Genomic DNA, 22,081 nt, shown 5'->3' with positions numbered 1-22,081 from the left:
TCACCCCCATGGACTTCGCATTCGACGCCCGCACCGAAGAGCTGCGCGCCAAGCTGCTCGCCTTCATGGACGAGCACGTCCACCCGGCCGAGAAGATCGCGGACGAGCAGCGCGCGCTGCTGGCCTCCCCGTGGGACACCCCCCGGATCGTCGAGGACCTGAAGGCCGAGGCGCGCAGGCAGGGCCTGTGGAACCTCTTCCTCCCGGACGCCGAGTACGGGGCCGGGCTGACCAATCTCCAGTACGCCCCGCTCGCCGAAATCACCGGCCGGTCCCCGCAGTTGGCGCCGACCGCACTCAACTGCGCGGCTCCCGACACCGGGAACATGGAGGTGCTCCACCAGTTCGCCACGGACGAGCAGAAGAAGCAGTGGCTGGAGCCGCTGCTGGCCGGTGACATCCGCTCGGCGTTCGCGATGACGGAGCCCGAGGTCGCCTCGTCGGACGCGACGAACATCGAGACCCGGATCGTGCGCGACGGCGGGGACTACGCCATCAACGGCCGCAAGTGGTACATCTCCGGGGCGATGAACCCGGACTGCAAGATCTTCATCGTGATGGGCAAGACCGACCCGGACGGCCCCGACATCCGCCGCCAGCAGTCGATGGTCCTGGTCCCCCGCGACACCCCCGGCCTCGAAGTGCGCCGCGCCATGCAGGTGTACGGGTACGAGGACCACTCCCACGGCGGTCACGCGGAAGTCGTCTTCACCGATGTGCGGGTGCCGGCCGAGAATCTGATCGGCGAGGAGGGCAGCGGCTTCGCCATCGCCCAGGCACGGCTGGGACCGGGCCGGATCCACCACTGCATGCGGCTGATCGGCATGGCCGAGCGGGCCATCGAGCTGATGTGCAAGCGGGCGGTGTCCCGTACGGCCTTCGGCAAGCCGCTCGCCCAGCAGGGCGTCGTGCAGAACTGGATCGCGGACGCGCGGGTCACGGTGGAGCAGCTGCGGCTGCTGGTGCTGAAGACGGCCTGGCTGATGGACACGGTGGGCAACCGGGGCGCGCACACGGAGATCCAGGCCATCAAGATCGCCACCCCGCGCGCGGTGGTCGACATCCTCGACCGGGCGGTGCAGCTGCACGGCGCGGGCGGGGTGAGCCAGGACTTCCCGCTGGCCGAACTGTGGGCGGCGGCACGGACGTTGCGGCTGGCGGACGGCCCGGACGAGGTGCATCAGCGGTCGCTGGCCCGGCGGGAGATCAAGCGGTACGTGTAGACGGCGGCCCGGGGGCCGGCCAGGGATTGCGGGTCCCCTCTCAGTGTTCACCGGCCCTGATCCGGTCCAGTACCTCCGTGTACAGGGAGCGCCGGTCGGGCCGGGCGTGGGCGGTGGCGTTGCGGAGGGCCGGGACCGCCGCCCCGCCCAGCTCGACCAGCCCCTCGGCCGCCGCCTCGCGCACGACGGCGTGCGGGTGCCCGAGCAGTCCCGTCACCGCGGGAATCGCCGGCTCCCAGCCCGCCCGGCAGAGCGTCCGGATCGCCATGCGCACCACGTCCGGCCGGGGGTCGTCCAGCAGGAGTTCGGTGTGGCGCAGATGGGTCGGCCGGCCGAGCATCACCCGTGAGGCCCGGTGGGCGCGCAGCCGGACCTTGGACCGGGGGTGCGTAATCAACTCGCCGAGCAGATCGAGGAGTTGCCGGTCCTGGTCCAGCTCCGGGCCGGTGTGCGCCCCGGCCAGTTCCGTGAGCGCCCGGCAGATCTGCTCCGGCGTGCCGGTTCCGGCCAGGTCCAGTAGTTCCTGCCGGGTCGGGCGGTGCCCGGTTCCGGCGGGTACGGCCGCACCACGGTCGCGGAGCACCGCCAGTGCCGCCGCGTCCTGCCGCCCGGCGTCGGGGCCGCGCAGCGGTCCTTCCACGAGCAGGAGCCGGTCGGCGAGTTCGTCGCGTCCTTCGGTACGCAGGCGTCGGCAGGTCCGCGTCAGCGCCGGGGTGCGCAGCAGCGGGCGGCCGACGAGCAGATCCAGGAAGCCCCAGGCCCCGGCGTCGAGGCGGTCGCCCAGTGCCCCGGCCAGCGCGTCGGCAGGGTACGCGCGCAACGCGTCGCCGACGGCCCGGCCCATGGCGGGCGGCGCGTGTTCCCACCACTCCAGCAGCAGTGGGACCAGCCGTTCCAGTTCCCACGGGTCGAGCCCGGCGGCCGCACGCGCCACCCTGTCGCGCAGGATCCCGTCGCCCCTGAGTTCCGTCTCGTCGACGGCGCCCAGTGCGCGGGCCGGGTCGACGCCGGCGGGCAGCCCGACCCGGCCGTGGAGGTACGCGCGCAGCACCGCCAGGCGGGCCTCCGGCTCGGGCCACCGCGCCAGCACCTGGGCCGCGGTCTGCCTGCGGTCCGCCTCGGCCGACCCCAGCATGGCCAGCAACCGCTCCCGCAGGGCCGCCGAACGCGGCTGGTCCAGGTCGTCGACGCGTACCCGTCGCGGTGGTGACGCCGGCGCGTGGGCGGTCTCGGCGATGGTCCAGGGCGGCGCGTCGATGGGCTGGAGCAGCGTCATCCAGTCGATGAGCGCGGCCCGGACCCCGGGGCCGGCGCCCCGGTGGGCCTCGATCAGCGCGGTCAGCCGGTCCCGAGAGGGGACCGCGCCGTCGTCCCGTCGGCGGAACTCCTCCAGTGCGCCCGGTGTGCGGACCGCGTCGTCCAGCGCGACCCGCCAGGCCCGGGTCCCGGCGTGCAGGGGCCCGTCGGCGCTCTCCGGTACGGCGAAGGCCTCCCGGAGCACGGCGGTTTCGGCCCGCCAGGGATCGGCGCCGAGCCGGGCGCCCGCGAGGGCCCGGTCGAGGTCGGCGCGGACCGGTACCGCACCGAGGCGGCGCAGCAGTGTCAGCGTGGACCGGCTCGGCGTCGCCGGCGCGGGGCGCAGGGCCCGTACCGCGGCGACGGCGGCCGGCCTTCCGGTGGCCGTCAGCATCGGCACGACCGCTTCGAGTACGGCGATCAGGTCGTGCCGGTCCTCGTCCCGGGCGTCGGCGAGCGCGTCCAGCAGGACCGGGGCGGACCGGGCGAACGCCGTGAGCTCGGCGTCGTCCCGGGGCTCGGCGCAGAGCCGCAGCGCGAACCGCACCACCTTGTTCCGGAGCGCCTTGTCCCGGAGCTCCGGACGGGAGGCCGCCAGCCGGAGCCAGTCGGCCAGCATCGGCCGCAGCTGTTCCGACCGGTCGGGGCCGAGCGGCTCGTCCCGCTCGACGACGCGCAGCGCGACCTCGGGATCCCAGCCCCCGGCCAGCAGCGCCCTGATGTCGCGGTCCGCCTCGCCGGCCACCCATGACGGGTCTCCGGCGGCCGGTGCGGTGATCCCGTGCCTGGCCATGGGTACCGCCAGATCCTTCACGGTGCCGGAGGCCAGTCCGACCCGGCGGGACGCCACCAGGGTGAGCAGGGTGACCGCCACCGGTGACTCCTGGACGTCCAGTGCGAGGACCGAGCGTGCGGCGAGGACGCCGTGGAGGCCCTCCAGCAGCAGTTGGCGGGTGCCGTCGTCCCGGCTGTGTTCGGCGGCGGCGACGAGGGTGGCCGCATAGGCGTCGCCGAGGACGGCGCGCAGGGCCGCGACGAGTGAGGCGCGCAGTCCGGGGTTGCCGTCGTGCCCGAGCCGGAAGAGGAGCTTCGGGAGCGCCACCGGTGTGCCCGCCCGGACCAGCGCCTCGGCCGCCGTCTTCCTGATGTTCATGTTCGGATGGTCGAGACATGCGGAGATCGCGGCGCTCGCCCAGTGGGCCCGGCCATGGCCCAGTGCGAGCAGCGCCTGCCGGACGGTCTGGACGTCCTGGGCCCTCGTCAGCGCGATCAGCGTGGCCGAGAGCGCCTGGGCGTCCTCACCCGTGGCGTCGCGGGCGAGCAGCGCGATGACGTGCTTGCGTACGTGCCGGTCGCGGTGGCGCAGCAGTCGGTGCACCCGCGCACGGGTGCCCGTCCAAGGGGCCCTGAGCAGCAGTTCGAGCAGGACCACCTGCTCGTCGTCGGACAGTCCGGGGCGCTCCAGCAGGTCCAGCGTCACGGTCGCGACCAGTGCGTGCCCGGCCTCCCGGGCGTCCGTGGTGCCGAGCAGGCAGACGGGCCGGATCGCGCCCCGTCCGTGGAGCCTGCGGCCCAGGGCGCTCACGGCGTCCAGGACCTCCTGCGGCACCGCGGGCTCACCGGCCGGCTGTCCGTGCTCCCCTGTCCGGGGCGCCGCGTCCGGGCTCCTCGACGCGGCCTGCTCGGCCACGATGCGCAGCAGCAGGTCGGCGATGACCGGGAGGGTGCCGGCGTTGCCGTGGGCCGCCAGTCGGCACAGCGCCGCCACCGGCGCGTCCGGGTCCAGGTGGGAACTCAGCAGGGCCAGTTCCCGCTCGTCCGGTCCGCCGAGGTCGGCCGCGATGCGCGGCGGCAGATCGACGGGGTCGAGCCGTACGAGAAGGGCGCGGCGCTGCGCCGGATCGCGGTTCAGCTGCCACAGCAGTTCGAGGGCGCGGTTGCGTACGGCGCGCAGATGGGGCGCTGTCCCGTCCGTGGTGAGGCCCAGCCCCTCGCGCAGGGCCAGTACCGTCCGGTCGCCGCCGATCGCCTCCAGCGCGTCCAGGGCCGCGGCCGGCGCCGAGGGCAGCAGGGCGATCACGGCCTCCTCGGCATCCCCGTGGCGCAGTTCGCGGATCGCGTCGAGGAACGGCCCGGGTGCGGGGGCGGAGGGCAGTAGGTGTGCGACGGCGTCCCCGATCGGGAGATCGCCGGCTCCCTGCCCGGCCAGGGCGACCAGCAGGGCGAGCCGTCGCGGCCAGCCCGGATCGTCGGCCGGTGCGTCCGTCAGTACCCGGAGCGTTTCCTTCCGGGAGGTGAAGAGGATCGTCGCCACGTCGCGGGGAGGGATCGAGTGATCGGACAGGGCCAGGCCGATGACGGCGGAGACGTGGGGACCGTCCGGGAAGTGCCCGCGCCGGTGGAGACCGCGCAGGCAGGCCACGGCCGGGCCGCCGAGCAGCAGGGGATCGCGGGCGGCGACGGCCGTCAGCTCGCCGATCTCGTCGCGGTCCGCCAGCTCGCCGAGCAGTTCCATCCCGCGCCGGCGAAGGCCCGACGGAAGGCCGGGGTCGCCGACGACGTGGCGCAGCAGGTCCCGGTGGCCGTGGCGCGCGGCGGCCGCGAGGGCGGCGTCGGCCACCGCGGGCCATTCCCGCACGGCGTCCTCCGCCGGCTCCCCGGCCTGTTCCCGCACGGTGTCCCCCGCCGGTTCCCCGGGCCTCGCCCGTACCGGATCGGCGGAGAGGAACGGAGCGAGGAGGCCGGGCGGCAGCGGGTCCGTCGCCGCCCACGGTTCGGCGAGTCCGCCCAGCGCACCTGCGACGACCGGGGCGCTGCCTGCTCCCAGCAGACCGATCAGGTCCTCCCGGACCAGCGCCGGGGCCAGCAGTCCGGCGTGCAGCCCCTCCCGGGCCAACCGCAGTGCCTCAGCCTGAAGCACCGGATCGCCGCTGCCCGCCAGTTCGTCCACGAGCCGCGCCGGCCGGTGCGTACCGGTGATGCCCGCCCCCCGCACGGCCTGGTACAGGAGTTCGCCCGGGGCCTCGTCGCGGAGCACCTCGGGATCGTGGAGCACATCGGCGCGCAGCCAGGCGATCCGTACCCGTACCGGCAGTTGCCCGGCCGTGCGCCACGGCGGCCGGGGGCGGCCCCTCAGGCGGTGGCCGAGTCGCTCGTAGAGACCGGCCAGGAGGAGATCGGCCTCCGGCAGTCCGGTCAGCGATGCGGGCAGCAGCCCGGCGAGTGCGTCCATCTCCCCGTCGTCGGACGGGGGGCACTCGGTGACGCGCTCGGTCAGCCGGACCAGCCCCAGATGACGCTGCCCGGGGTCCTCGTGCCCGATCAGTCGGCCCAGGGCGTGGAATTGTTCGTCGACCGGCGTCCGCATCGTCGGATGCTAACCGGGCGCTCTCCGGCCCCACCAACGGGTTTCGGGCCTTCGCTCCCTCTCGGCGGCCGGCTCAGTAGCCGCCGGAACCCACGTGGTCCGCCAGCGCCAGATCGCGTACGAAGGCCCTCACCCGCAGCAGGCACCGGGCGGCGAAGCGTACGGCCGGCGCGTGGTGGGGGCCGTACGCCGCGGTCCAGAGTGCGGGGACGTGCGCGGACGGCTGGATGTGAGTCATACCTCCAGCTTCGGCCCGCACCCGTGATCGGTCCAACAGATGGTTTGGCCGACTGCGATCGACAGCGTGGATGGATGGAGCTACGGCAACTGCGCCACTTCATGGCGGTGGTCACGCACGGCGGTTTCACCGCCGCCGCCCGTGCCGAGCCGATCGTGCAGTCCGCGCTGAGCACCTCCGTGCGCAACCTCGAACGGGAGCTGGCGGCCGATCTGTTCGACCGGACCGGCCGCCGGGCGGGCGTCCGGGCCCCGCCAGCCCGGCTCGGTCCGCACGGGCGGCCCCAAGCTCCGCAACCCGGCGGCGGAAGCGCTTTCTTCCAAAACACGCCCTAGGGACGCAGGGCGCGCAGCAGCAGGTCGGCCAGGTGGTCGGCGACCTCCTGCTGACTGAGCGGGCCGTCGGGCCGGTACCAGGTGGACAGGTGGTGGACCGAACCGAAGTGGTAGTCGACGATCAGGTCCGCCGGAGTGGCCGTGGAGAACACCCCGCTCCGCTGGCCCTCCTCCACCAGGGCCCGGAAGCGCTCGTGGTAGCGGCGCCGCTCCACCCGGACCTGCTTGTTCTTCTCCGGGCTCAGATGGTGCATGGACCGGAAGAAGATCGAGGCGTCGTCGAGATTCTCGATGGTCGTGACGACCACGTCCGCCGCGGCGTCGCGCAGCCGCTGCTCGACGGGGGCGTCGGCGTCGGCGAAGGCGTCGAGGCGCTCCTGCTGGAGGCGGAGCACCCGGGCGTAGACCTCCTGGAGGAGGTCCTCCTTGGAGCCGAAGTAGTGGTAGAGCGCGCCCTTGGTGACGCCCGCCGCCTCGACGATCTCCTGGACCGAGGTGCGGTCGTAGCCCTGCTCGGCGAAGAGCCGGGTGGCGGCGGCCAGCAGCCGCTGAGGGACGGGAGCCGTGTCCCCGTCCGTCGCCTTGGCCATTGCCGCCACCTGCCTTCCGCGTGAATCGGTCATCGAGGGGAACGCAGTTCCCGCCTGAGGATCTTCCCACTCGCCGTCTTCGGGAGTTCGGTCAGGATCTCGACCTCGCGCGGGTACTTGTACGCGGCAAGCCGTTCCTTGCAGTACGCACCCAGTTCTTCGGGCCCGACCGAGGCGCCGGGCCGCAGGCTCACGTAGGCGCGTACGGTCTCGCCCCGGTAGGCATCCGGGACACCGACGACGGCCGCCTCCCGGATCGCCGGGTGGGTGTAGAGGACGTCCTCCACCTCACGCGGCCAGACCTTGAAGCCGGAGGCGTTGATCATGTCCTTCTTGCGGTCGACGACGTAGAGCCAGCCCGCGCTGTCCATGAAGCCGATGTCGCCGGTGCGCAGCTCGCCCTCCGGGAAGGCGGCGGCGGTGGCCTCGGGCAGCCGCCAGTAGCCGGAGACCACCTGCGGGCCCCGGACCGCGATCTCGCCCTGCTCGCCGAAGGGCACTTCCTCGCCGTTCTCGTCGAGGATCCTGACCACCGTGTCGGGGCCGGGGACACCGACGGACAGGGTCCCGGAGACCGGGTCGACCGGGGCCTCGCGCTCCGGCGGTACGGAGGCGCAGGGGGCGGTGCACTCGGTGAGGCCGTAGCCGTTGCGGATGTACGGGCCGAAGCCCGCCCGGAACTTCTCGACCAGGGCGGGCGGCAGCGGTGCGCCGCCCGAGGAAATCACCTGGAAGGAGGCGAAGTGCCCGGGGGTGGCGTCGGGGTGGGCGGCCAGCGCCATGAAGGCGGTGGACGGGCCGACGGTGTAGGCGGGGCGGTGTTCGGCGAAGGCTTCGAGGACGACACCGGGGTGGAAGCGGTACGCGAGGACGAGGGTGCCCGCGTTGGTGAGGCAGGCGGCCAGCTGACACACCATACCGGTGATGTGGAAGAGCGGGGCGAGCGCGAAGTAGGAGGAGCCCTCGGGGACGGGGTGCCCGGTCCGCTGGCGCTCGGCGTTGACCATGATGTTGCCGTGGGAGTTCATGGCGCCCTTGGGGGTGCCGCTGGTCCCGGAGGTGTAGCTGATCAACGCCACGTCGGCGGCGGTGGGTTCGCGCCCCTCGGGAGCCCTGGCGCCCCGCCGGGCGACGGCGACCAGGTCGTCGGCGTCCTCGGGCACGGGCAGCCGGTCGAAGCCGAGTACTCGTTCGTCGTTCTGCGTCTGGAGGTCGAGCTCACTGGTGGTGAGGGCGATCCGTACCGTCGGGGCGCCGGCCGCGGTGTCCCGCAGATAGGCCTCCCAGGCCCGGTCCGCGCAGATCAGCGCGGTGACCTCGGCGTCCTTCAGTACGTGGCCGACCTCGCCGGACTTGTACATCGGATTGAGCGGGACGACCGTGGCGCCGGCCTTCCAGGCGCCGAGCAGCGCGAGCACGAACTGCGGGGTGTTCTGCAGCATGATCGCGACGCGGTCGCCGCGCTCCAGACCCTCGGCGGCGAGGTGGCCGGCCACCGAGTCGGAGAGCGCGTCCGTCTCGCGGTAGCTCAGGCGTCCGTCGAAGTAGGCGAGCGCGGGATGCCCGGGGCTGCGGGCGACGGAGTCCCGGAAGGCGTGGACGAGGCTGGGGGCCGGGCTGACGGGGGCCCGCTGGACCTCGCTGAGCAGCGGGATCCACGGCTTGGCCGCGTAGATCGACTCGGTCATGCGCCGGTCTCCTCCCATTTCCGCTGGAGGTGGTTCATGCTGCCGAGCCAGTGGTCGGCGTCCTCGGCACGGGCCCGGTAGTACCCGGCGACCTCGGGGTGCGGCAGGACGAGGAAGCGGTCCTCGGCCATGGCGTCGAAGAGCGCGTCCGCGACCGCCTCGGGCTCGATGGCGCTGGGGGCGAGGACGAGCTCCCCGGCCGATCCGGCGGCGGTGAGCATGTCCGTACGCACGCCCTGGGGGCAGATCGCGTGGACCTTGATGCCGCGGTGGCGGTAGGTGAGCGAGAGCCATTCGGCGAAGGCGACGACGCCGTGCTTGGTGACGCTGTACGGCGCGGCGCCGATCATCGTCAGCAGTCCGGCGGCGGAGGCGGTCGAGACGAAGCGTCCGCTGCCGCGCTCCAGCCAGTGGGGCAGCAGCGCCCTGGCCGCGCGGACGTGGGCCATCACATTGACGTCCCAGGCCGCGGCCCAGACCTCCTCGTCGGCGAAGACGTCGCCGGGCGAGGCGAGGCCGGCGTTGGCGCAGTAGACGTCGACGGTGCCGTCGAGCGCGTCCCTGGCGGCGTCCACGATCTGCGAGGCGTCACCGGCGACGGCAATGCCGCCGATCTGCTCGGCCAGTGTCTTGATCCTCGCCTCGTCGAGGTCGTTGACCACGACCCGCGCACCCTCTGCGGCGAACCGGCGGGCCAGCGCGGCTCCGATGCCGCCTCCGGCCCCTGTGACCACCACGCCCGTGCCCTGCACCGCACTCATCGGGTCCCGCCTCTCTCAGCCGACTGGACTGGCAGACTAACCAGTCGGTATGCCGGAGCGGAAGAGGCGGATGCCGCTCGGGCGGCACTCCTGTCACAACCGTCCCGTCCGGCTCATTCCGTATGGCCTGAACGCGCGCTAGCGTGCGTGACCATGACAGACGTCGCGATCATGGAGGTAGCCGAATGAGCCTGTCCAGACGTGGTTTGCTGGCCGCCGGCGGTGCGGTGGGAGCCCTCGCGGCGACGGCCGCCGGGGCCGGGGCCGCGAGCGCCGCACCCGCTCCGGGCAAGGGGCACGGCCGGGTCCGCACCGGCTTCGACCGGCTGGCGGCGGACGGCTACGCGCTGCTGAAGGGCCAGAAGGTCGGCGTCGTCACCAACCCGACCGGGATCACCTCCGACGTGCGCCACATCGTCGATGTGATGCACCCGGACGAGCGGGTGGACCTGATCGCCGTCTTCGGACCCGAGCACGGCTTCCGCGGCACCGCGCAGGCGGGCGGTTCGGAGGGGCGGTACGACGACCCGGCGACCGGACTCCCGGTCTACGACACGTACTTGAAGAGCGGGCAGCCGCTCGCCGATGTCTTCACGGCGTCCGGCGTGGACACGGTCGTCTTCGACATCCAGGACGCCGGCGCCCGCTTCTACACGTACATCTGGACGCTGTACGACTGCATGGAGGCGGCGGCCCTCGCGGGGAAGCGGTTCGTCGTCCTGGACCGGCCGAACCCGGTGACCGGGCGGGCGGCGCTCGGCCCGGTGCTCGACCCGGCGTTCGGCACGTTCGTGGGTCGCCGGGAGATCGCGCAGGCGCACGGCATGACGGTCACCGAGCTGGCGCTGCTCTTCAACGCCCGGTTCCTGGCCGAGCGGCCGGTGGACCTGCGCATCGTGAAGATGTCCGGGTGGAAGCGCTCGGACTTCTTCGACGCGACCGGGCTGCCGTGGGTACCGCCGAGCCCCAACATGCCGACGCCCGACACGGCACTGGTCTACTCCGGGACCTGCCTGTTCGAGGGCACGAACCTCTCCGAGGGGCGCGGCACGACCCGGCCGTTCGAACTGCTCGGCGCGGAGGGCATCGACCACCGGTGGGCGGCGGCGGCGAACGCGCTTGACCTGCCCGGGGTCGCGTTCCGCGAGGCGTACTTCGCGCCGACGTTCTCCAAGTTCCAGGGGAAGACGGTCGGCGGTGTGCAACTGCACGTCCAGGACCGCGAGATCTTCGATCCGGTGCGCACGGGCATCGCGCTGCTGGTGACGGCGAAGCGGACCTGGAGCGGCTTCGCCTGGCGCTCGGACAACTGGATCGACAAGCTCACCGGCAACACCCGGGTCCGCACCATGATCGACGCGGGGGCGGACACGGATGAGGTGGTGGGGGCGTGGGCGGAGGATCTCGCCGCGTTCCGGGCCGTACGGAAGCGGTATCTCCAGTACCGGTGAGACGGCGCCGGGCGGGCCCGAGGAGTTCGGACCCGCCCGGCACAGTGGTTCAACCCGCTACCGGTGGGCGGGGAACTCCACCACCTGCTGGTACGTCGGGCGGTTCTGCCAGTGGATGGACTTCTGGGCGATCCCGCCGAGCGGCCGGTGGACGATCGAGTCGGAGCACCACTGCTCGCCCGCCTTGCAGCTGTCGTCCCCCGGATAGACCTCCGTCGCGGGCCGGGCCGCGGCCTGCTTCAGGGACGCGAGCAGTGCGTCACGGCAGCTGTCCGGATCGCCGTTGCCGCAGTACGTCCTGGCCAGCGGCCCCTTGACCTGCTGCCCCAGGACCTGGCGCAGGTCCTTGTCCACGAAGCCCCACCAGCCGTACTGGAACGCGGATCCGCTGTGCGCCCCGCTCGGCCCGTGGCTCGCCGCCGGGGATTCGTCGGTGGCGAGGTTGGCGGTCAGCGCTCCGTACAGGCCGCCGCCGAGCCCCGGCCTGAACTCGGCCTCGACCAGCTTCGGCCACCACGCGTCCATGATCCGCACCGCGTCGGCATGGGTGTACGCGTGCGAACCGGGGCTGCTCTCCCTGCGCTGCGACCCCGCCGCCCGCCAGGACTCCAACTGCTGGACGGCACCGTTCAGTTCGGGATCGGTCACCGGCCGGGAGCGGATCACCTTCAGCAGTTCGGGCAGCAGCTGCTCGCCGCGCAGATCGGTGACCGCGGCCTGGGCCATGGCCCGGGTGAGGGACGCGCGGGTGACCCCGCCCTCCTCGACCAGCTCCGACACCCGGTCGTCCAGCAGATCGCCCCGGTGCACGGCGCTGAGGCCGAAGCCCGCGGCGGCGTACCCCTTGGCCTGCTTGTTGTTCCAGGAGATGTAGTAGCCCTGCCCGCTGGAGTGCGGGTGCTCGGCGAACGGGGTGTACGCGGCGGTGTTGGCGGCCGGCTCGTACCCCTGCCACTCGTAGGCCCGCTCGGCCCGCACCGGCAGCGCCGGGTCGACGCCCGCCGCACGCACCGGGTTCATGCCGCTGTTGTAGTAGGCGGCGGTGCGGGAGTCGGCGTAGAACCAGTTGAAGGCGTAGTCGATATGGCTCGCCGCCTGCTGGAAGGAGGCGGCGTCCTTGACGTACGACGGATCGTTGAGCATCTGGAAGCCGATGATCGAATCGGCCTCGTGGCGGTAGGTGGAGCGCAGCGAGGTGTACGCGACGGGCTTGCCGCCCACGGTGGCGCGGTGGGTGACGATGCCGTAGTTCGTGCGCCGCACCTGCATCCGGTAGGAGCCCTTCGCCGTGGAGTCGGCGACGGTCGGGTTCCAGGAGTTGGTGCGCTCCAGCGTCTCCATGGCGGTGCAGGTGCCGCGGTAGAGGTAGTGCGTGGAGTCCTTGGTCGGTGTGGAGCCGTTGGGCTCGCACAGGTCGACGGCGTAGGTGTCGGTGATGTCCTGGCCTGCCGAGGTGGCGCTCCAGGCGTAGTCCTGGCCGCGGCCCATCTGGATGTACATGCCGACGCCGGCGAAGGAGACGCCGCGGGCGCTGATGCCCGGCCCCTGGAGTTCCTGGAGCATCATCAGCTGCGGGGCGAAGTAGCCGGTCTGCGGTCCGAACACGGCGATGGGGTTTCCGCTCGCGGTGTGCTTGCCGGAGACCAGCAGGGCGTTGGACATGCCGCGCTTCTGGGCGCCGGAGCCGGAGCCGGGCAGCGAGCCCTCGGGGATCACGCCGTCGTCGTAGATGCCCTGGGCCTTCTTGAGCGTGGCCGGGGCCTTGACCGGGGCCTTCCTGTCGGTGCCCGCGGAGCCGGTCCGGTCGTATATGAGGGGGTCGGCGGTGACGGACCCGGCGTCGGGCAGCGCGGTGCCGCGCGCCTTGGCGGGCTTGCGCGCGTACGGGAACGAGGTGCCGTCATGGATCGTCAGCACGGCCTCGGGGTCCTCGCGCTGGCGGAACGACTCCCAGACCTTGGTACCTTCGGCGACGCCGTACTTCTGCTGGGCGGCCAGCAGCGAGAGCGCCGCCTGCACCTCGCCGCCACCGCCGCCGCCGAACTGGCCGCCGACGACCGAGGCGACGGAGATCAGGTCGGTCAGCTTGAACGGCTGGATCTCGCCGACATTGGTGATGGCGTCGATCTTGCCGGTGAGGACGTACTCGCCCGGGAAGTAGCGGCCGTTCTTGGACTTCTCGCGGTAGGCGTTGATGCCGTCGACGTACGCCTGGGCATCCGCCATGGCCTGTTCGCCGCGGGCGCCCTCATGGGTCCTGATGTACTCGACCTGGGCTTCGAGATCTGCCTCGGTGTACGGGGCCTGCGGCCAGAACTGCTGCTCCAGGCCCTGGTTGGCGAGGGCGCCGCCGGCGAACGAGGTCAGTTCGCCGCGTCCGATGTGCCGGAAGAGGTCCATCAGCCAGAGCCGGTCCTGCCCGGCGGCGAATCCGGCGCCGAACTCGGTGCCGTACCGGGTGGTGCCCTTGATGTGCGGGACACCGGACGCCTTGTCACGGGTGATGGTGACGTCGTCGCGCGGCGAGGTGACGGACTCGACCTGGTCCTTGGACACGCCGAAGGAGGCATCGTTGAAGAAGTCGGTCAGCTTCTGGTCGGTGAGACCCGACTGTCCGGCCACCAGGCCGTTGTAGCGGTCGAGTTGGTCGTCGCTGTGCGCGGGGTGCGTACCGAACGCCTTGTTGCCGAGGATGTCGACGAGGGTGGCGTTGCCGTTCTCGCCGGGCGGCAGGATGTCGTCGCACTGCCCCTGGCAGTAGTCGGTGACGGGGGCGGGTTCCGCTGCCGCGGCGCCGGCCTGCGGCGAGGCCGCCAGCAGGGTGGTGCCGAGGGCGAGAACCGCCGCGACGGTGGCGGCTCTGAACTTGACGGTGCGTGGGGGCATGCGTGCTCCTCCGAGAGGCCGATGCGCCGGAGGTTACTGGCGGTATGACTCGCCGGTAAGGTGAGCAACCGTCACCTCTTCCGAATCGTCACATGCCGCCTTCCGCCGCGGCGCCGCGCTGAAGGATCGCGCCGAATTCCGGACAACATCAGTCTTCGTGGGATCCGAACGGGGCAGCCGTACGTCCATCCCTTGACGCCGAAGTACGAGCGACGGAGGTGACGGTGCGGTGGCGGGATTCCGAAGTCTTGCGAGACAGGTCCGCGATCCGCGGAGCGACCTGGCGCTGCGGCGGTATTCGCTGCGCAAGTGCCTGGAGAGGTTCGCCCCTTACGGACATCGGGCGACCTGGGACCATCTGTGCACCCGGCACGGGATCGGGCCCGAGGACCGGTCCCCCGATCCGGCGCGGCTGATGCGCGCGTTGGACGAGCTGGAGGCGGCGCGGGCGGTCTGGCTCGGTTACGAGGCGGAATTCGCCGAGCGCCGCAGGCGGGAGAAGCACGATGGGCTGCGCCGGCCCGGCGCGTTCGACGACTGGCACCGGCGCACCTGGGGCGGCTACGGGGTCGCGCGGTGCGAGGACCCGGCGGTGCACCCGTCGGCGCCGCTCGCCGAGGTCCTCCGGCGGCTGATCACGGCGCTGGAGTCGGAGCCCGGCATGGTCTGCCCGGTGTGCGCGGGCGCCGCGATCCGCTGGCGGCAGGATCTGGAGTGCGAGCCGTGGTCGGGGCCGGTCTGCACGGGGTGCGGGATCGTGGTGCCGCAGCCGGTGCTCACCCCGCGGGCGCTGGCGAAGGCCCGGAGCACGCCTCGGCGGGATCTGGCATCGGTGGCGTGACGGGCGTCGAACCCCTCCGGCACGCCCGCGCCCGCCCGGTACCCGGGCGGGCGGGCCCGGGGCCCCGCATGTCAGGACCGGGTCCCCGGGATGTCCGGAATCCGTAGCCCGGCCGTATGCACCGCGGCCGGCGCGCCGACCACCGCGCGGCCCATCCGCGCCGCCTCCGGCGAGGTGAGCGTGCCCTCCCCCGGGAGGTCCGCCAGGGAACGACCCCGCACCAACTCCATGACGAGCCAGGGCCGTCCACCCTCCGTGACGACGTCGTGCAACATCACGACATCGGGGTGGACGGCGTCGGCGAGAGACCGCGCCTCCCGGAGCATCCGCTCGGCACGAACATGCTTCCGACCGGGGCTACGGGCGCTCGGCCGGCGGACGCTCGGCCGGCGGACGCTCCGGCATCAGACGCGAGCCGCTGATCCTCTGACCGGAGACATCGTTCGGGTTGGAGAGCACGCAGTTCTCCAAGGACAGACAGCCGCAGCCGATGCAGTCGGTGAGATGGTCCCGCAGCCGCCCCAACTGCTCGATGCGGTCGTCCAGTTCGGAGCGCCAGGCCGCGGAGAGCCGCGCCCAGTCCTCGCGGTTCGGGGTGCGCTCCTCGGGAAGTTCGGCGAGGGCGTCCCGGATGGTGGCGAGCGGGATGCCGACCCGCTGCGCCGCACGGACGAACGCGACCCGGCGCAGCGCGTCCCTGCCGTAGCGGCGCTGGTTGCCGCTGGTGCGGCGGCTGCTGATCAGGCCCTTGGCCTCGTAGAAGTGCAGGGCCGAAACCGCCGCGCCGCTGCGCGCGGAGAGCTGTCCGACCGTGAGTTCATGGAGTGTCTGTGGGATCTGGGGCACCCCTCCAACCCTACTGGCCCGCCTCCGGCCGGTCCGTCGTTGACAGGAACGCACCCGCCAACCATGCTGAGCAAGCGCTTAGAAAGCGTGACGAAGGATGGACTGGAGCTGGAAGGGCAGGGACCAGGGACATGACAGAGCCGAGGATCTTCACGTCCGCGCAGGAGCTGCGCGACGGGGTGGGCGAGCAACTGGGGCACAGCGACTGGCTGGAGGTGGACCAGAAGCGGATCGACCTCTTCGCCGAGGCCACCGGCGACCACCAGTGGATCCATGTGGACCCGGAGCGGGCCGCCACCGGGCCGTTCGGCACGACGATCGCGCACGGCTATCTCACGCTCTCGCTGCTGCCGGCACTCGTACCGCAGATCATGCGGGTCGAGGGCATGAAGATGGGCATCAACTACGGGACGAACAAGGTCCGTTTCCCGTCCACCGTGCCCGTGGGCTCACGGCTGCGCGCCTCGGCCGTCCTGAGGAGCGTCGAGGAGGCCGGGGGCGGGGTGCAGGTCACCGCCGTCGTCACGGTCGAGCGCGAGGGTGGCGACAAGCCGGTGTGCGTGGCCGAGTCGGTGTCGCGCTACTACTTCTGACGTACCGCCGCTTCCGGCCTGCCGCGGCTTCCGACGTACCGCTACTTCCGACGTTCCGCCGCGACCATGCGCAGCACGAGGTCGGCGTAGAGCTCGCCGACCTCGTCCGGCGTCCGGCTGCCCTGCGCGTTGAACCAGCGCGCCACGTCGATGCAGAGCGAGAGCACCGCGAGCGTGGTGCCCGGGACGTCGGGGACGTCGAACTCCCCCGCCCGCACGCCCTCGCTGATGATCCGGCGCACCACCGCGTCGCTCCTGCGGCGCAGCTCGACGATCTCGGCGCGGTGCTCCTCGCCGAGGGCGTCGAGTTCGTACTGGACCACGCGGGCGGTGGTGTGCCGCTCGGCGTGCCAGCGGACGAAGCACCGTACGGCCTCGGCCAGCCGCTCGGCCGCCGTACCTCCGCCGTCGGCGGCCGCCTCCAGGACGAACAGGGCACGGTCGTGGCCGATCCTGCTGATCCGGTGGAGCAGCTCTTCCTTCGTCTTGTAGTGGATGTAGAGCGCGGCGGGGCTCATCCCCGCCCGGCCCGCGATGTCGCGGGTGGTGGTGGCGTGGTACCCGCGCTCGGCGAAGGCGTCGACGGCGGCGACGAGCAGCCGCCTGGCCGCCTCGGGCGTCACCTCGGCCCACGGCGCGCTGTCGCCGTCGGTCTCCTCCGCCGTGCTCATCGTCACTCGCCCCTCTCGTCAGCAGGACGAACACCATACCCCGAACCTGAGCAAGCGCTTAGGGTTCGTCCGGCGGGACCGTCAGAGCTTCTGGAAGGGGTCGTGCTCGGCGAGGATCTTCTCCAGCCGGGCCTGGTCGACCCGGCTGACGATCCGTCCCGCCTCCTGGCGGTCGCGGATGACCTTGGCCAGGGTGAAGCAGGAGGTGACGAGATAGAGGACGCCGATCGCGAGGAATCCGCGGACCCAGGCGTCGGCGTCGAGGAAGTAGATACCGAGAGCCACCGCACCGATCGCCACCCCGAAGGAGGCGACGGCCTGGCCGTAGAAGGCCGCGGTGCCCTGCTGCTTGACCGTTGCTGTCTCACTCATGGCGCCCAGCATCGGCCGACGTGGCGTGCGCCACATCCGTTCCCGTACTCAACCGGTACTCAGACGCCCGTTCGAGCGACGGTACGGGTCAGAAGGCGGAGACCCCCGTCAGCGCGCGGCCGATGATCAGTTTCTGGATCTGACTGGTGCCCTCGTACAGCGTCATCACCCGGGCGTCGCGCAGCAGTTTGCCGACCGGGTACTCGTCGATGTAGCCGTAGCCGCCGAAGACCTGGAGCGCGTTGTTGGCGGCGCGGACGGCGGCCTCGGAGGCGAAGAGCTTCGCCTTGGAGGCGGCGGTGGCGAAGTCCTCGCCGCGGTCGACGAGGTCCGCCACCCGCCAGGTCAGCAGCCGGGCCGCGTCGACGTCCACGGAGATGTCGCTGATGAGCTCCTGGACGAGCTGGTGGCTCGCGATGGACTTGCCGAACTGCTCGCGCTCGCCCGCGTAGCCCACGGCGGCGTCGAGGGCGGCCTGCGCGATGCCGACACAGCCGGCCGCGACCGACATCCGCCCCTTGGCAAGGGCGGACATGGCGATGGAGAAGCCCTTGCCCTCCGGGCCCAGGAGCGCCGACGCGGGCACCCGGACGCCCTCCAGGATCACCTCGGCGGTGGCCTGGCCGCGCAGGCCGAGCTTGCCGTGGATGGTGCGGCGACCGAGGCCGGGGGTGTCGGTGGGGACCAGGAAGGCGGATATGCCCCTGTGGCCGGGGGTGTCGTCGGTGCGGGCGAAGAGCAGCACCACGTCGGCCCAGGTGCCGTTGGTGATGAACATCTTGCTGCCGTTGATGACGTAGTAGTCACCGTCCCGGACGGCCCTCGTCGTCAGGTTTCCGGCGTCCGAGCCGGTGCCGGGCTCCGTGAGGCCGAAGCAGCCGATCGCCTCGCCCGCGGCGAGCCTCGGCAGCCAGTGCCGCTTCTGCTCCTCGTCGCCCCAGGCGGCGATGGTCTTGGTGACGAGCCCGAGGGAGACGGAGACGATGCCGCGGACCGAGGAGTCGCCACGACCCAGCTCCTCGGTGACCAGGCAGTACGCGAGGTGGTCGCCGCCCGAGCCGCCGTACTCCTCGGGGACGGTCAGCCCGAGGAAGCCGACGGAACCCAGCTTCTTCACGATCGACTTGTCGACGTTCTCGGCCCGGTCCCACTCCACGACGTGCGGGGCGATCTCACGGGCGACGAAGTCCTTGGCGAGCTGCCGGACGGCTTCCTGCTCCTCGCTGAGCTCCAGGTTCATCCTTCGACTCTCCACTTTTAATTAGCACTGCTAGTTTTTCGCTTGCAGGCCCTACTATGTGCCGCATGGCCCGACCGCGCAAGCCCCTCCTGAGCAGAGACCGCATCGTCGAGGCGGCGAGCGCACTCGTGGACTCCGAGGGGCTCGACGCCGTGTCCACCCGTCGGCTCGCGGCCGGACTCGGGGTCAGCGGACCCTCGCTCTACAACCACTTCCGCAACAAGGACGAGATCCTGGACGCGGTCGCGGACGCCGTGTCCGCACAGGTCGATCTGTCGATGTTCGACGAGTCGGACCCCCGCGACTGGCGCACCGCCCTGCACGACTGGGCCGTCTCCTATCGTGCGGCGCTCACCGAGCACCCGCACATCGTTCCGGTGCTCGCCCAGGGGCCGGGCCGCCGGCCGGCCGGTCTCCGGGTCGCCGACGCGGTGTTCGGCGCGATGGTCAGGGCCGGCTGGCCGCCCGCCCAGGCGACGTACATCGGGGCCCTGATGCGGTACTTCATCACCGGTTCGGCACTGGGCTCCTTCGCCCGCGGCTTCGTCGACGACGAGACGGCGTACGACCCCGCCGACTACCCGCACCTCGGCCAGGCCCATCTGCTGGCCGAGCGCCGCCAGAAGGTCGACGAGGGGGCCTTCGAGACCGGGCTGCGGGCCCTGGTCGACGGCCTCTCGGTCCAGTACGAGCTGCTGGCGCCGGCCGGAACGGTTCGGCCCGCACCGAAGCGTTCCTGACGCATCCTGGTTCACATGGCACGCATGGCACACCCCGACCCGGCCGCGCCCCGGCTCGCCGCCCTGGCCGCCCTCCTCGCCGACGAGACCCGCGCGGCCTTCTGCCTGGCCCTGCTCGACGGCCGCGCCTGGACCGCCGGAGAGCTGGCCAGATACGCCTCCGTGGCACCGTCGACCGCCAGCGAACACCTCGGCAAGCTCGTCGCGGGCGGGCTGCTGGCCGAGGAGCGGCAGGGCCGCCACCGCTATCTGCGGCTGGCCGACGAACGGACCGCGCATCTCGTCGAGGACCTGGCGGCCCAGGTCGTCCCCGGCGCCGTGCCGGAGCGGCCGCGCACCCTGAGCGCGGTGAACGCGGGCAGCGCGATGGCCCGCGGCCGGACCTGCTACGACCATCTCGCGGGGCGGATCGGCATCGCGATCACCGACGCCATGACCGTACGGGGACTGCTGGAGCAGGACACCGGCTTCGCGCTCACCGATGCGGGCCTGCGCTGGTTCGGCGAGCGGGGCATCGGCCTGGAGACCGGTTCGCGGCGTCCTCTCGTACGGAGCTGTCTGGACTGGACGGAGCGCAGGCCGCACCTGGCCGGGGTCGCGGGCGCCGCGCTGTGCCGCCACGCGCTGGACACCGGGTGGTGCGTACGGATCGGGTCAGGACGTGCGGTGAAGGCCACCCCGGACGGGGAGCGTGCGCTGTATGAACACCTCGGCATCGAGCCGGCAACAATTCGGTAGGGGCCGAACGGTCGCGGCCCTACGGTCGTGGCCATGACGACCCCGACCTCCTCCCCCGCCGGTCCGCCCGCTCCGCACCGCGACTGGCGGGCCGCCGCCGCAGCCGGTACCACCGTGCTGCTGTGGGCCTCCGCCTTCGTCTCCATCCGCAGCGCCGGCGACGCCTACTCCCCCGGTGCGCTCGCCCTCGGCCGGCTGCTCGCGGGTTCCCTGGCGCTCGGCACGCTTCTGGTGGTGCGGCGCGAGGGGCTGCCTTCGCGGGCCGCCTGGCCGGGGATCATCTGGTCCGGGCTGCTCTGGTTCGGCCTGTACATGGTGGTGCTGAACTGGGGTGAGCAGCAGGTCGACGCGGGCACGGCCGCGATGGTGGTGAACATCGGCCCCCTGCTGATGGCGCTGCTCGGGGCCCGGGTGCTGGGCGAGGTGCTGCCCCGCAGGCTGCTGGCGGGCATGGCCGTGTCGTTCGCGGGCGCCGCGGTGGTGGGGCTCTCGATGTCCGGTGACGGCGGCGCGTCGGTGCTCGGCGTACTGCTGTGCCTGCTGGCCGCCGTGGCGTACGCGACCGGTGTGGTGCGCCAGAAGCCCGCCCTGCGGCACGGCTCCGCGCTGCAGATCACCACCTTCGGCTGCCTGGTCGGCACCGTCGCCTGCCTGCCGTTCTCGGGTGCGCTGATCTCCGACGCCGCCGACGCACCGCTGTCCGCCACCCTGAACATGGTCTATCTGGGCCTCTTCCCGACCGCGCTGGCCTTCACCACCTGGGCCTACGCGCTCGCCAGGACCACGGCGGGACGGATGGGCGCCACCACGTACGCGGTCCCGGCGCTGGTGGTACTGATGTCCTGGCTGCTGCTGGACGAGGTGCCCGCGCCGCTCACCGTCGGCGGGGGGCTGCTCTGCCTGGCCGGGGTGGCGGTCTCCCGGACGCGTCCGCGGACCGGCGCGACGCGGCGGAATCCGGCCCGTGAGCCGGACCGGACGGCCGTGGACGACGCGGAACGTCGCGCTGCTCACGGCGAAACCCCCGGCCGCCTCCAGGAGCGGCCGGGGTCGCTTCCGGACGGGTCCTAGAAGACCACCAGGGCGCGCCCGCCCTTGCCGGCGATCATGTTGTCGAACGCCGCCGGGATGCCGTCGAGGGCGATGCGCTCGGTCACCAGGGCACCCAGGTCGAGCCGCCCCTCCCGGACATGTCCGGCCAGCACGGGCAGGTCCCGCGCCGGGTCGGAGTTGCCGTAGACGCAGCCGGAGAGGGTGCGCCCCCAGTGGAAGAGCTCCAGGGCGTTGAAGGTGACCTGCTGGTCCTTGCCGCCGATGCCGACGACCGTGGTCCGCCCGCCGCGGCGGGTCGACTCCCAGGCGGTGCGGATGGTGACGGCGCGGCCCACGCACTCGATGGCGGCGTCCACCCCCTGCTTGCCCGTGAGGGCCCGGATCTCACGGGCGGTGTTCTCCGAGGCGACCACGTAGTCGGTGGCGCCCGCCCGGCGGGCCAGTTCCTCCTTCTGCGGGGAGACGTCGACCGCGACGATGCGCGAGGCGCCGGCGATGCGGGCGGCCTGGAGCGCGGCCAGGCCCACTCCCCCGGCGCCGAACACGGCCACCGTCTCGCCCTCGCGCAGCCGCGCCGAGTGGTGCACGGCGCCGTATCCGGTGAGGACCGCACAGCCCAGGAGTGCGGCGTCGGTGAGCGGGATGCCGCCCGGAACGGGCAGGACGCAGCCTGCGGGGACCACCGTCTCCTCGGCGAACGCGGCGACGTTGAGACCGGGGTGCAGTTCGCCGCCGTCGTCCGCGCGCCGGGCGTGGACGGCGCCCGCACCGTTCAGGGCGTTCGCGCACAGCCAGACCTCGCCCAGCGCGCAGGCGTGGCAACTGCCGCAGGAGGGAGCCCAGTTGAGCACGACGCCGTCGCCCGGCGCCACATGGCCGACGCCCTCGCCGACCGCGACGACGGTGCCCGCGCCCTCATGGCCGAGGACGGCGGGGACGGGCACCCGCATGGTGCCGTCGGACAGCGAGAGGTCGGAGTGGCAGACGCCGGCGGCGGCGAGGGCGACCCTCACCCGGCCGGGGCCGGGCTCCGGGAGTTCGATGTCGGTGATCTCCAGGGGAGCTCCGACGGCGGGCAGTACGGCGGCGCGGACCACGAACAGACTCCTTGAGGGTCGGCAGCAGGGGAAACGGGCGGGGCGGAACGGCCGG

General features: G+C 72.5%; 19 protein-coding genes and 1 pseudogene. 8 read left to right on the top strand and 12 right to left on the bottom strand.

All coding sequences use genetic code 11. The features are described from left to right. The first annotated feature begins 8 nt into the window (after positions 1–8). Complete coding sequence (locus OG611_RS19000) at positions 9–1,223, top strand: acyl-CoA dehydrogenase family protein (RefSeq protein WP_266421498.1); 1,215 nt, start codon at positions 9–11, stop codon at positions 1,221–1,223. Between the two features lie 40 nt (positions 1,224–1,263). On the opposite strand, the gene OG611_RS18995 is transcribed toward OG611_RS19000, so the two are convergent. After that, positions 1,264–5,886 (bottom strand): HEAT repeat domain-containing protein, encoded by a 4,623-nt coding sequence (locus tag OG611_RS18995; RefSeq protein WP_266421494.1) that lies wholly within the window; start codon positions 5,884–5,886, stop codon positions 1,264–1,266. 73 nt (positions 5,887–5,959) lie between these two features. Beyond that, a complete protein-coding gene (locus OG611_RS18990; RefSeq protein ID WP_266421492.1) occupies positions 5,960–6,124 on the bottom strand; it encodes a hypothetical protein in 165 nt (54 codons plus the stop codon). A gap of 74 nt (positions 6,125–6,198) precedes the next feature. Between OG611_RS18990 and OG611_RS40660 the strand changes: the two are divergent. Next, a pseudogene (locus OG611_RS40660) lies at positions 6,199–6,360 on the top strand (LysR family transcriptional regulator); the annotation flags it as partial. Between the two features lie 95 nt (positions 6,361–6,455). Here OG611_RS40660 and OG611_RS18980 read toward each other — a convergent pair. Genes OG611_RS18980 through OG611_RS18970 form a run of 3 tightly spaced genes read right to left on the bottom strand, consistent with a single transcriptional unit; the run spans position 6,456 to position 9,498 of the window. Further along, positions 6,456–7,049: a TetR/AcrR family transcriptional regulator gene (locus tag OG611_RS18980; RefSeq protein WP_093541408.1), complete on the bottom strand. Its 594-nt coding sequence runs from the start codon at positions 7,047–7,049 to the stop codon at positions 6,456–6,458. A 29-nt stretch (positions 7,050–7,078) separates the two neighbouring features. Further along, positions 7,079–8,737: an AMP-binding protein gene (locus OG611_RS18975; RefSeq protein ID WP_266421484.1), complete on the bottom strand. Its 1,659-nt coding sequence runs from the start codon at positions 8,735–8,737 to the stop codon at positions 7,079–7,081. After that, complete coding sequence (locus OG611_RS18970; protein ID WP_266421482.1) at positions 8,734–9,498, bottom strand: SDR family oxidoreductase; 765 nt, start codon at positions 9,496–9,498, stop codon at positions 8,734–8,736. Before OG611_RS18970 ends, OG611_RS18975 begins: the two co-directional genes overlap by 4 nt. Before the next feature lie 185 nt (positions 9,499–9,683). On the opposite strand from OG611_RS18970, the gene OG611_RS18965 reads away from it, so the two are divergent. After that, positions 9,684–10,949 (top strand): DUF1343 domain-containing protein, encoded by a 1,266-nt coding sequence (locus OG611_RS18965; protein ID WP_266421480.1) that lies wholly within the window; start codon positions 9,684–9,686, stop codon positions 10,947–10,949. Between the two features lie 57 nt (positions 10,950–11,006). On the opposite strand, the gene OG611_RS18960 is transcribed toward OG611_RS18965, so the two are convergent. Continuing rightward, entirely contained in the window at positions 11,007–13,835 is a 2,829-nt protein-coding gene (locus OG611_RS18960) for a penicillin acylase family protein (protein ID WP_266421478.1), read from the bottom strand. Between the two features lie 229 nt (positions 13,836–14,064). Here OG611_RS18960 and OG611_RS18955 point away from each other — a divergent pair, with 229 nt between their 5' ends. After that, the gene (locus OG611_RS18955; RefSeq protein WP_266421475.1) at positions 14,065–14,676 is read left to right on the top strand and encodes a hypothetical protein; all 612 of its coding nucleotides are present in this window, start codon (positions 14,065–14,067) and stop codon (positions 14,674–14,676) included. Positions 14,677–14,747: 71 nt separating this feature from the next. Here the strand turns inward: OG611_RS18955 and OG611_RS18950 are convergent, their stop codons facing one another. Next, positions 14,748–15,002: a hypothetical protein gene (locus OG611_RS18950; protein WP_323180206.1), complete on the bottom strand. Its 255-nt coding sequence runs from the start codon at positions 15,000–15,002 to the stop codon at positions 14,748–14,750. Positions 15,003–15,033: 31 nt separating this feature from the next. Then, a complete protein-coding gene (gene soxR, locus OG611_RS18945) occupies positions 15,034–15,522 on the bottom strand; it encodes a redox-sensitive transcriptional activator SoxR (RefSeq protein WP_266421472.1) in 489 nt (162 codons plus the stop codon). 131 nt (positions 15,523–15,653) lie between these two features. Between soxR and OG611_RS18940 the strand changes: the two genes are divergently transcribed. Then, a complete protein-coding gene (locus OG611_RS18940; RefSeq protein WP_266421469.1) occupies positions 15,654–16,115 on the top strand; it encodes a MaoC family dehydratase in 462 nt (153 codons plus the stop codon). Positions 16,116–16,156: 41 nt separating this feature from the next. On the opposite strand, the gene OG611_RS18935 is transcribed toward OG611_RS18940, so the two are convergent. The 3 genes from OG611_RS18935 to OG611_RS18925 form a co-directional block, all read right to left on the bottom strand. Then, complete coding sequence (locus tag OG611_RS18935; RefSeq protein WP_266421466.1) at positions 16,157–16,786, bottom strand: TetR/AcrR family transcriptional regulator; 630 nt, start codon at positions 16,784–16,786, stop codon at positions 16,157–16,159. Between the two features lie 81 nt (positions 16,787–16,867). After that, positions 16,868–17,158, bottom strand: a complete 291-nt coding sequence (locus tag OG611_RS18930) for a YiaA/YiaB family inner membrane protein (RefSeq protein WP_266421465.1) — start codon at positions 17,156–17,158, stop codon at positions 16,868–16,870. Positions 17,159–17,246: 88 nt separating this feature from the next. Then, positions 17,247–18,398 carry an acyl-CoA dehydrogenase family protein gene (locus OG611_RS18925; protein ID WP_266421462.1) on the bottom strand — a complete coding sequence of 384 codons (1,152 nt, stop codon included), beginning with the start codon at positions 18,396–18,398 and terminating at the stop codon, positions 17,247–17,249. 65 nt (positions 18,399–18,463) lie between these two features. Here OG611_RS18925 and OG611_RS18920 point away from each other — a divergent pair, with 65 nt between their 5' ends. Genes OG611_RS18920 through OG611_RS18910 form a run of 3 tightly spaced genes read left to right on the top strand, consistent with a single transcriptional unit; the run spans position 18,464 to position 20,947 of the window. Beyond that, positions 18,464–19,138, top strand: coding sequence for a TetR/AcrR family transcriptional regulator (locus OG611_RS18920; protein WP_266421460.1), 675 nt, complete (start codon positions 18,464–18,466; stop codon positions 19,136–19,138). Positions 19,139–19,162: 24 nt separating this feature from the next. Then, positions 19,163–19,876, top strand: a complete 714-nt coding sequence (locus OG611_RS18915; protein WP_266426021.1) for a helix-turn-helix transcriptional regulator — start codon at positions 19,163–19,165, stop codon at positions 19,874–19,876. A 33-nt stretch (positions 19,877–19,909) separates the two neighbouring features. Continuing rightward, positions 19,910–20,947, top strand: a complete 1,038-nt coding sequence (locus OG611_RS18910) for a DMT family transporter (RefSeq protein ID WP_266421457.1) — start codon at positions 19,910–19,912, stop codon at positions 20,945–20,947. Here the strand turns inward: OG611_RS18910 and OG611_RS18905 are convergent. Further along, positions 20,944–22,026: a Zn-dependent alcohol dehydrogenase gene (locus OG611_RS18905; RefSeq protein ID WP_266421454.1), complete on the bottom strand. Its 1,083-nt coding sequence runs from the start codon at positions 22,024–22,026 to the stop codon at positions 20,944–20,946. The genes OG611_RS18910 and OG611_RS18905 overlap by 4 nt on opposite strands. Positions 22,027–22,081 lie beyond the last annotated feature (55 nt).

This window comes from Streptomyces sp. NBC_01363 (genome assembly GCF_026340595.1).
Taxonomy (GTDB): Bacteria; Actinomycetota; Actinomycetes; order Streptomycetales; family Streptomycetaceae; genus Streptomyces.
Note: the sequence above shows the minus strand (reverse complement) of the source record. Positions and strands in the feature narration are given on the sequence as shown.

Coding starts and splice junctions, on each gene's coding strand:
- OG611_RS18915 (WP_266426021.1), top strand. CDS start 19,163: ATGGCACACCCCGACCCGGCCGCGCCCCGGCTCGCCGCCCTGGCCGCC.
- OG611_RS18940 (WP_266421469.1), top strand. CDS start 15,654: ATGACAGAGCCGAGGATCTTCACGTCCGCGCAGGAGCTGCGCGACGGG.
- OG611_RS18910 (WP_266421457.1), top strand. CDS start 19,910: ATGACGACCCCGACCTCCTCCCCCGCCGGTCCGCCCGCTCCGCACCGC.
- OG611_RS18990 (WP_266421492.1), bottom strand. CDS start 6,124: ATGACTCACATCCAGCCGTCCGCGCACGTCCCCGCACTCTGGACCGCG.
- OG611_RS19000 (WP_266421498.1), top strand. CDS start 9: ATGGACTTCGCATTCGACGCCCGCACCGAAGAGCTGCGCGCCAAGCTG.
- OG611_RS18995 (WP_266421494.1), bottom strand. CDS start 5,886: ATGCGGACGCCGGTCGACGAACAATTCCACGCCCTGGGCCGACTGATC.
- OG611_RS18925 (WP_266421462.1), bottom strand. CDS start 18,398: ATGAACCTGGAGCTCAGCGAGGAGCAGGAAGCCGTCCGGCAGCTCGCC.
- OG611_RS18960 (WP_266421478.1), bottom strand. CDS start 13,835: ATGCCCCCACGCACCGTCAAGTTCAGAGCCGCCACCGTCGCGGCGGTT.
- OG611_RS18970 (WP_266421482.1), bottom strand. CDS start 9,498: ATGAGTGCGGTGCAGGGCACGGGCGTGGTGGTCACAGGGGCCGGAGGC.
- OG611_RS18965 (WP_266421480.1), top strand. CDS start 9,684: ATGAGCCTGTCCAGACGTGGTTTGCTGGCCGCCGGCGGTGCGGTGGGA.
- OG611_RS18935 (WP_266421466.1), bottom strand. CDS start 16,786: ATGAGCACGGCGGAGGAGACCGACGGCGACAGCGCGCCGTGGGCCGAG.
- OG611_RS18920 (WP_266421460.1), top strand. CDS start 18,464: ATGGCCCGACCGCGCAAGCCCCTCCTGAGCAGAGACCGCATCGTCGAG.
- OG611_RS18980 (WP_093541408.1), bottom strand. CDS start 7,049: ATGGCCAAGGCGACGGACGGGGACACGGCTCCCGTCCCTCAGCGGCTG.
- OG611_RS18975 (WP_266421484.1), bottom strand. CDS start 8,737: ATGACCGAGTCGATCTACGCGGCCAAGCCGTGGATCCCGCTGCTCAGC.
- OG611_RS18950 (WP_323180206.1), bottom strand. CDS start 15,002: ATGCTCCGGGAGGCGCGGTCTCTCGCCGACGCCGTCCACCCCGATGTC.
- OG611_RS18930 (WP_266421465.1), bottom strand. CDS start 17,158: ATGAGTGAGACAGCAACGGTCAAGCAGCAGGGCACCGCGGCCTTCTAC.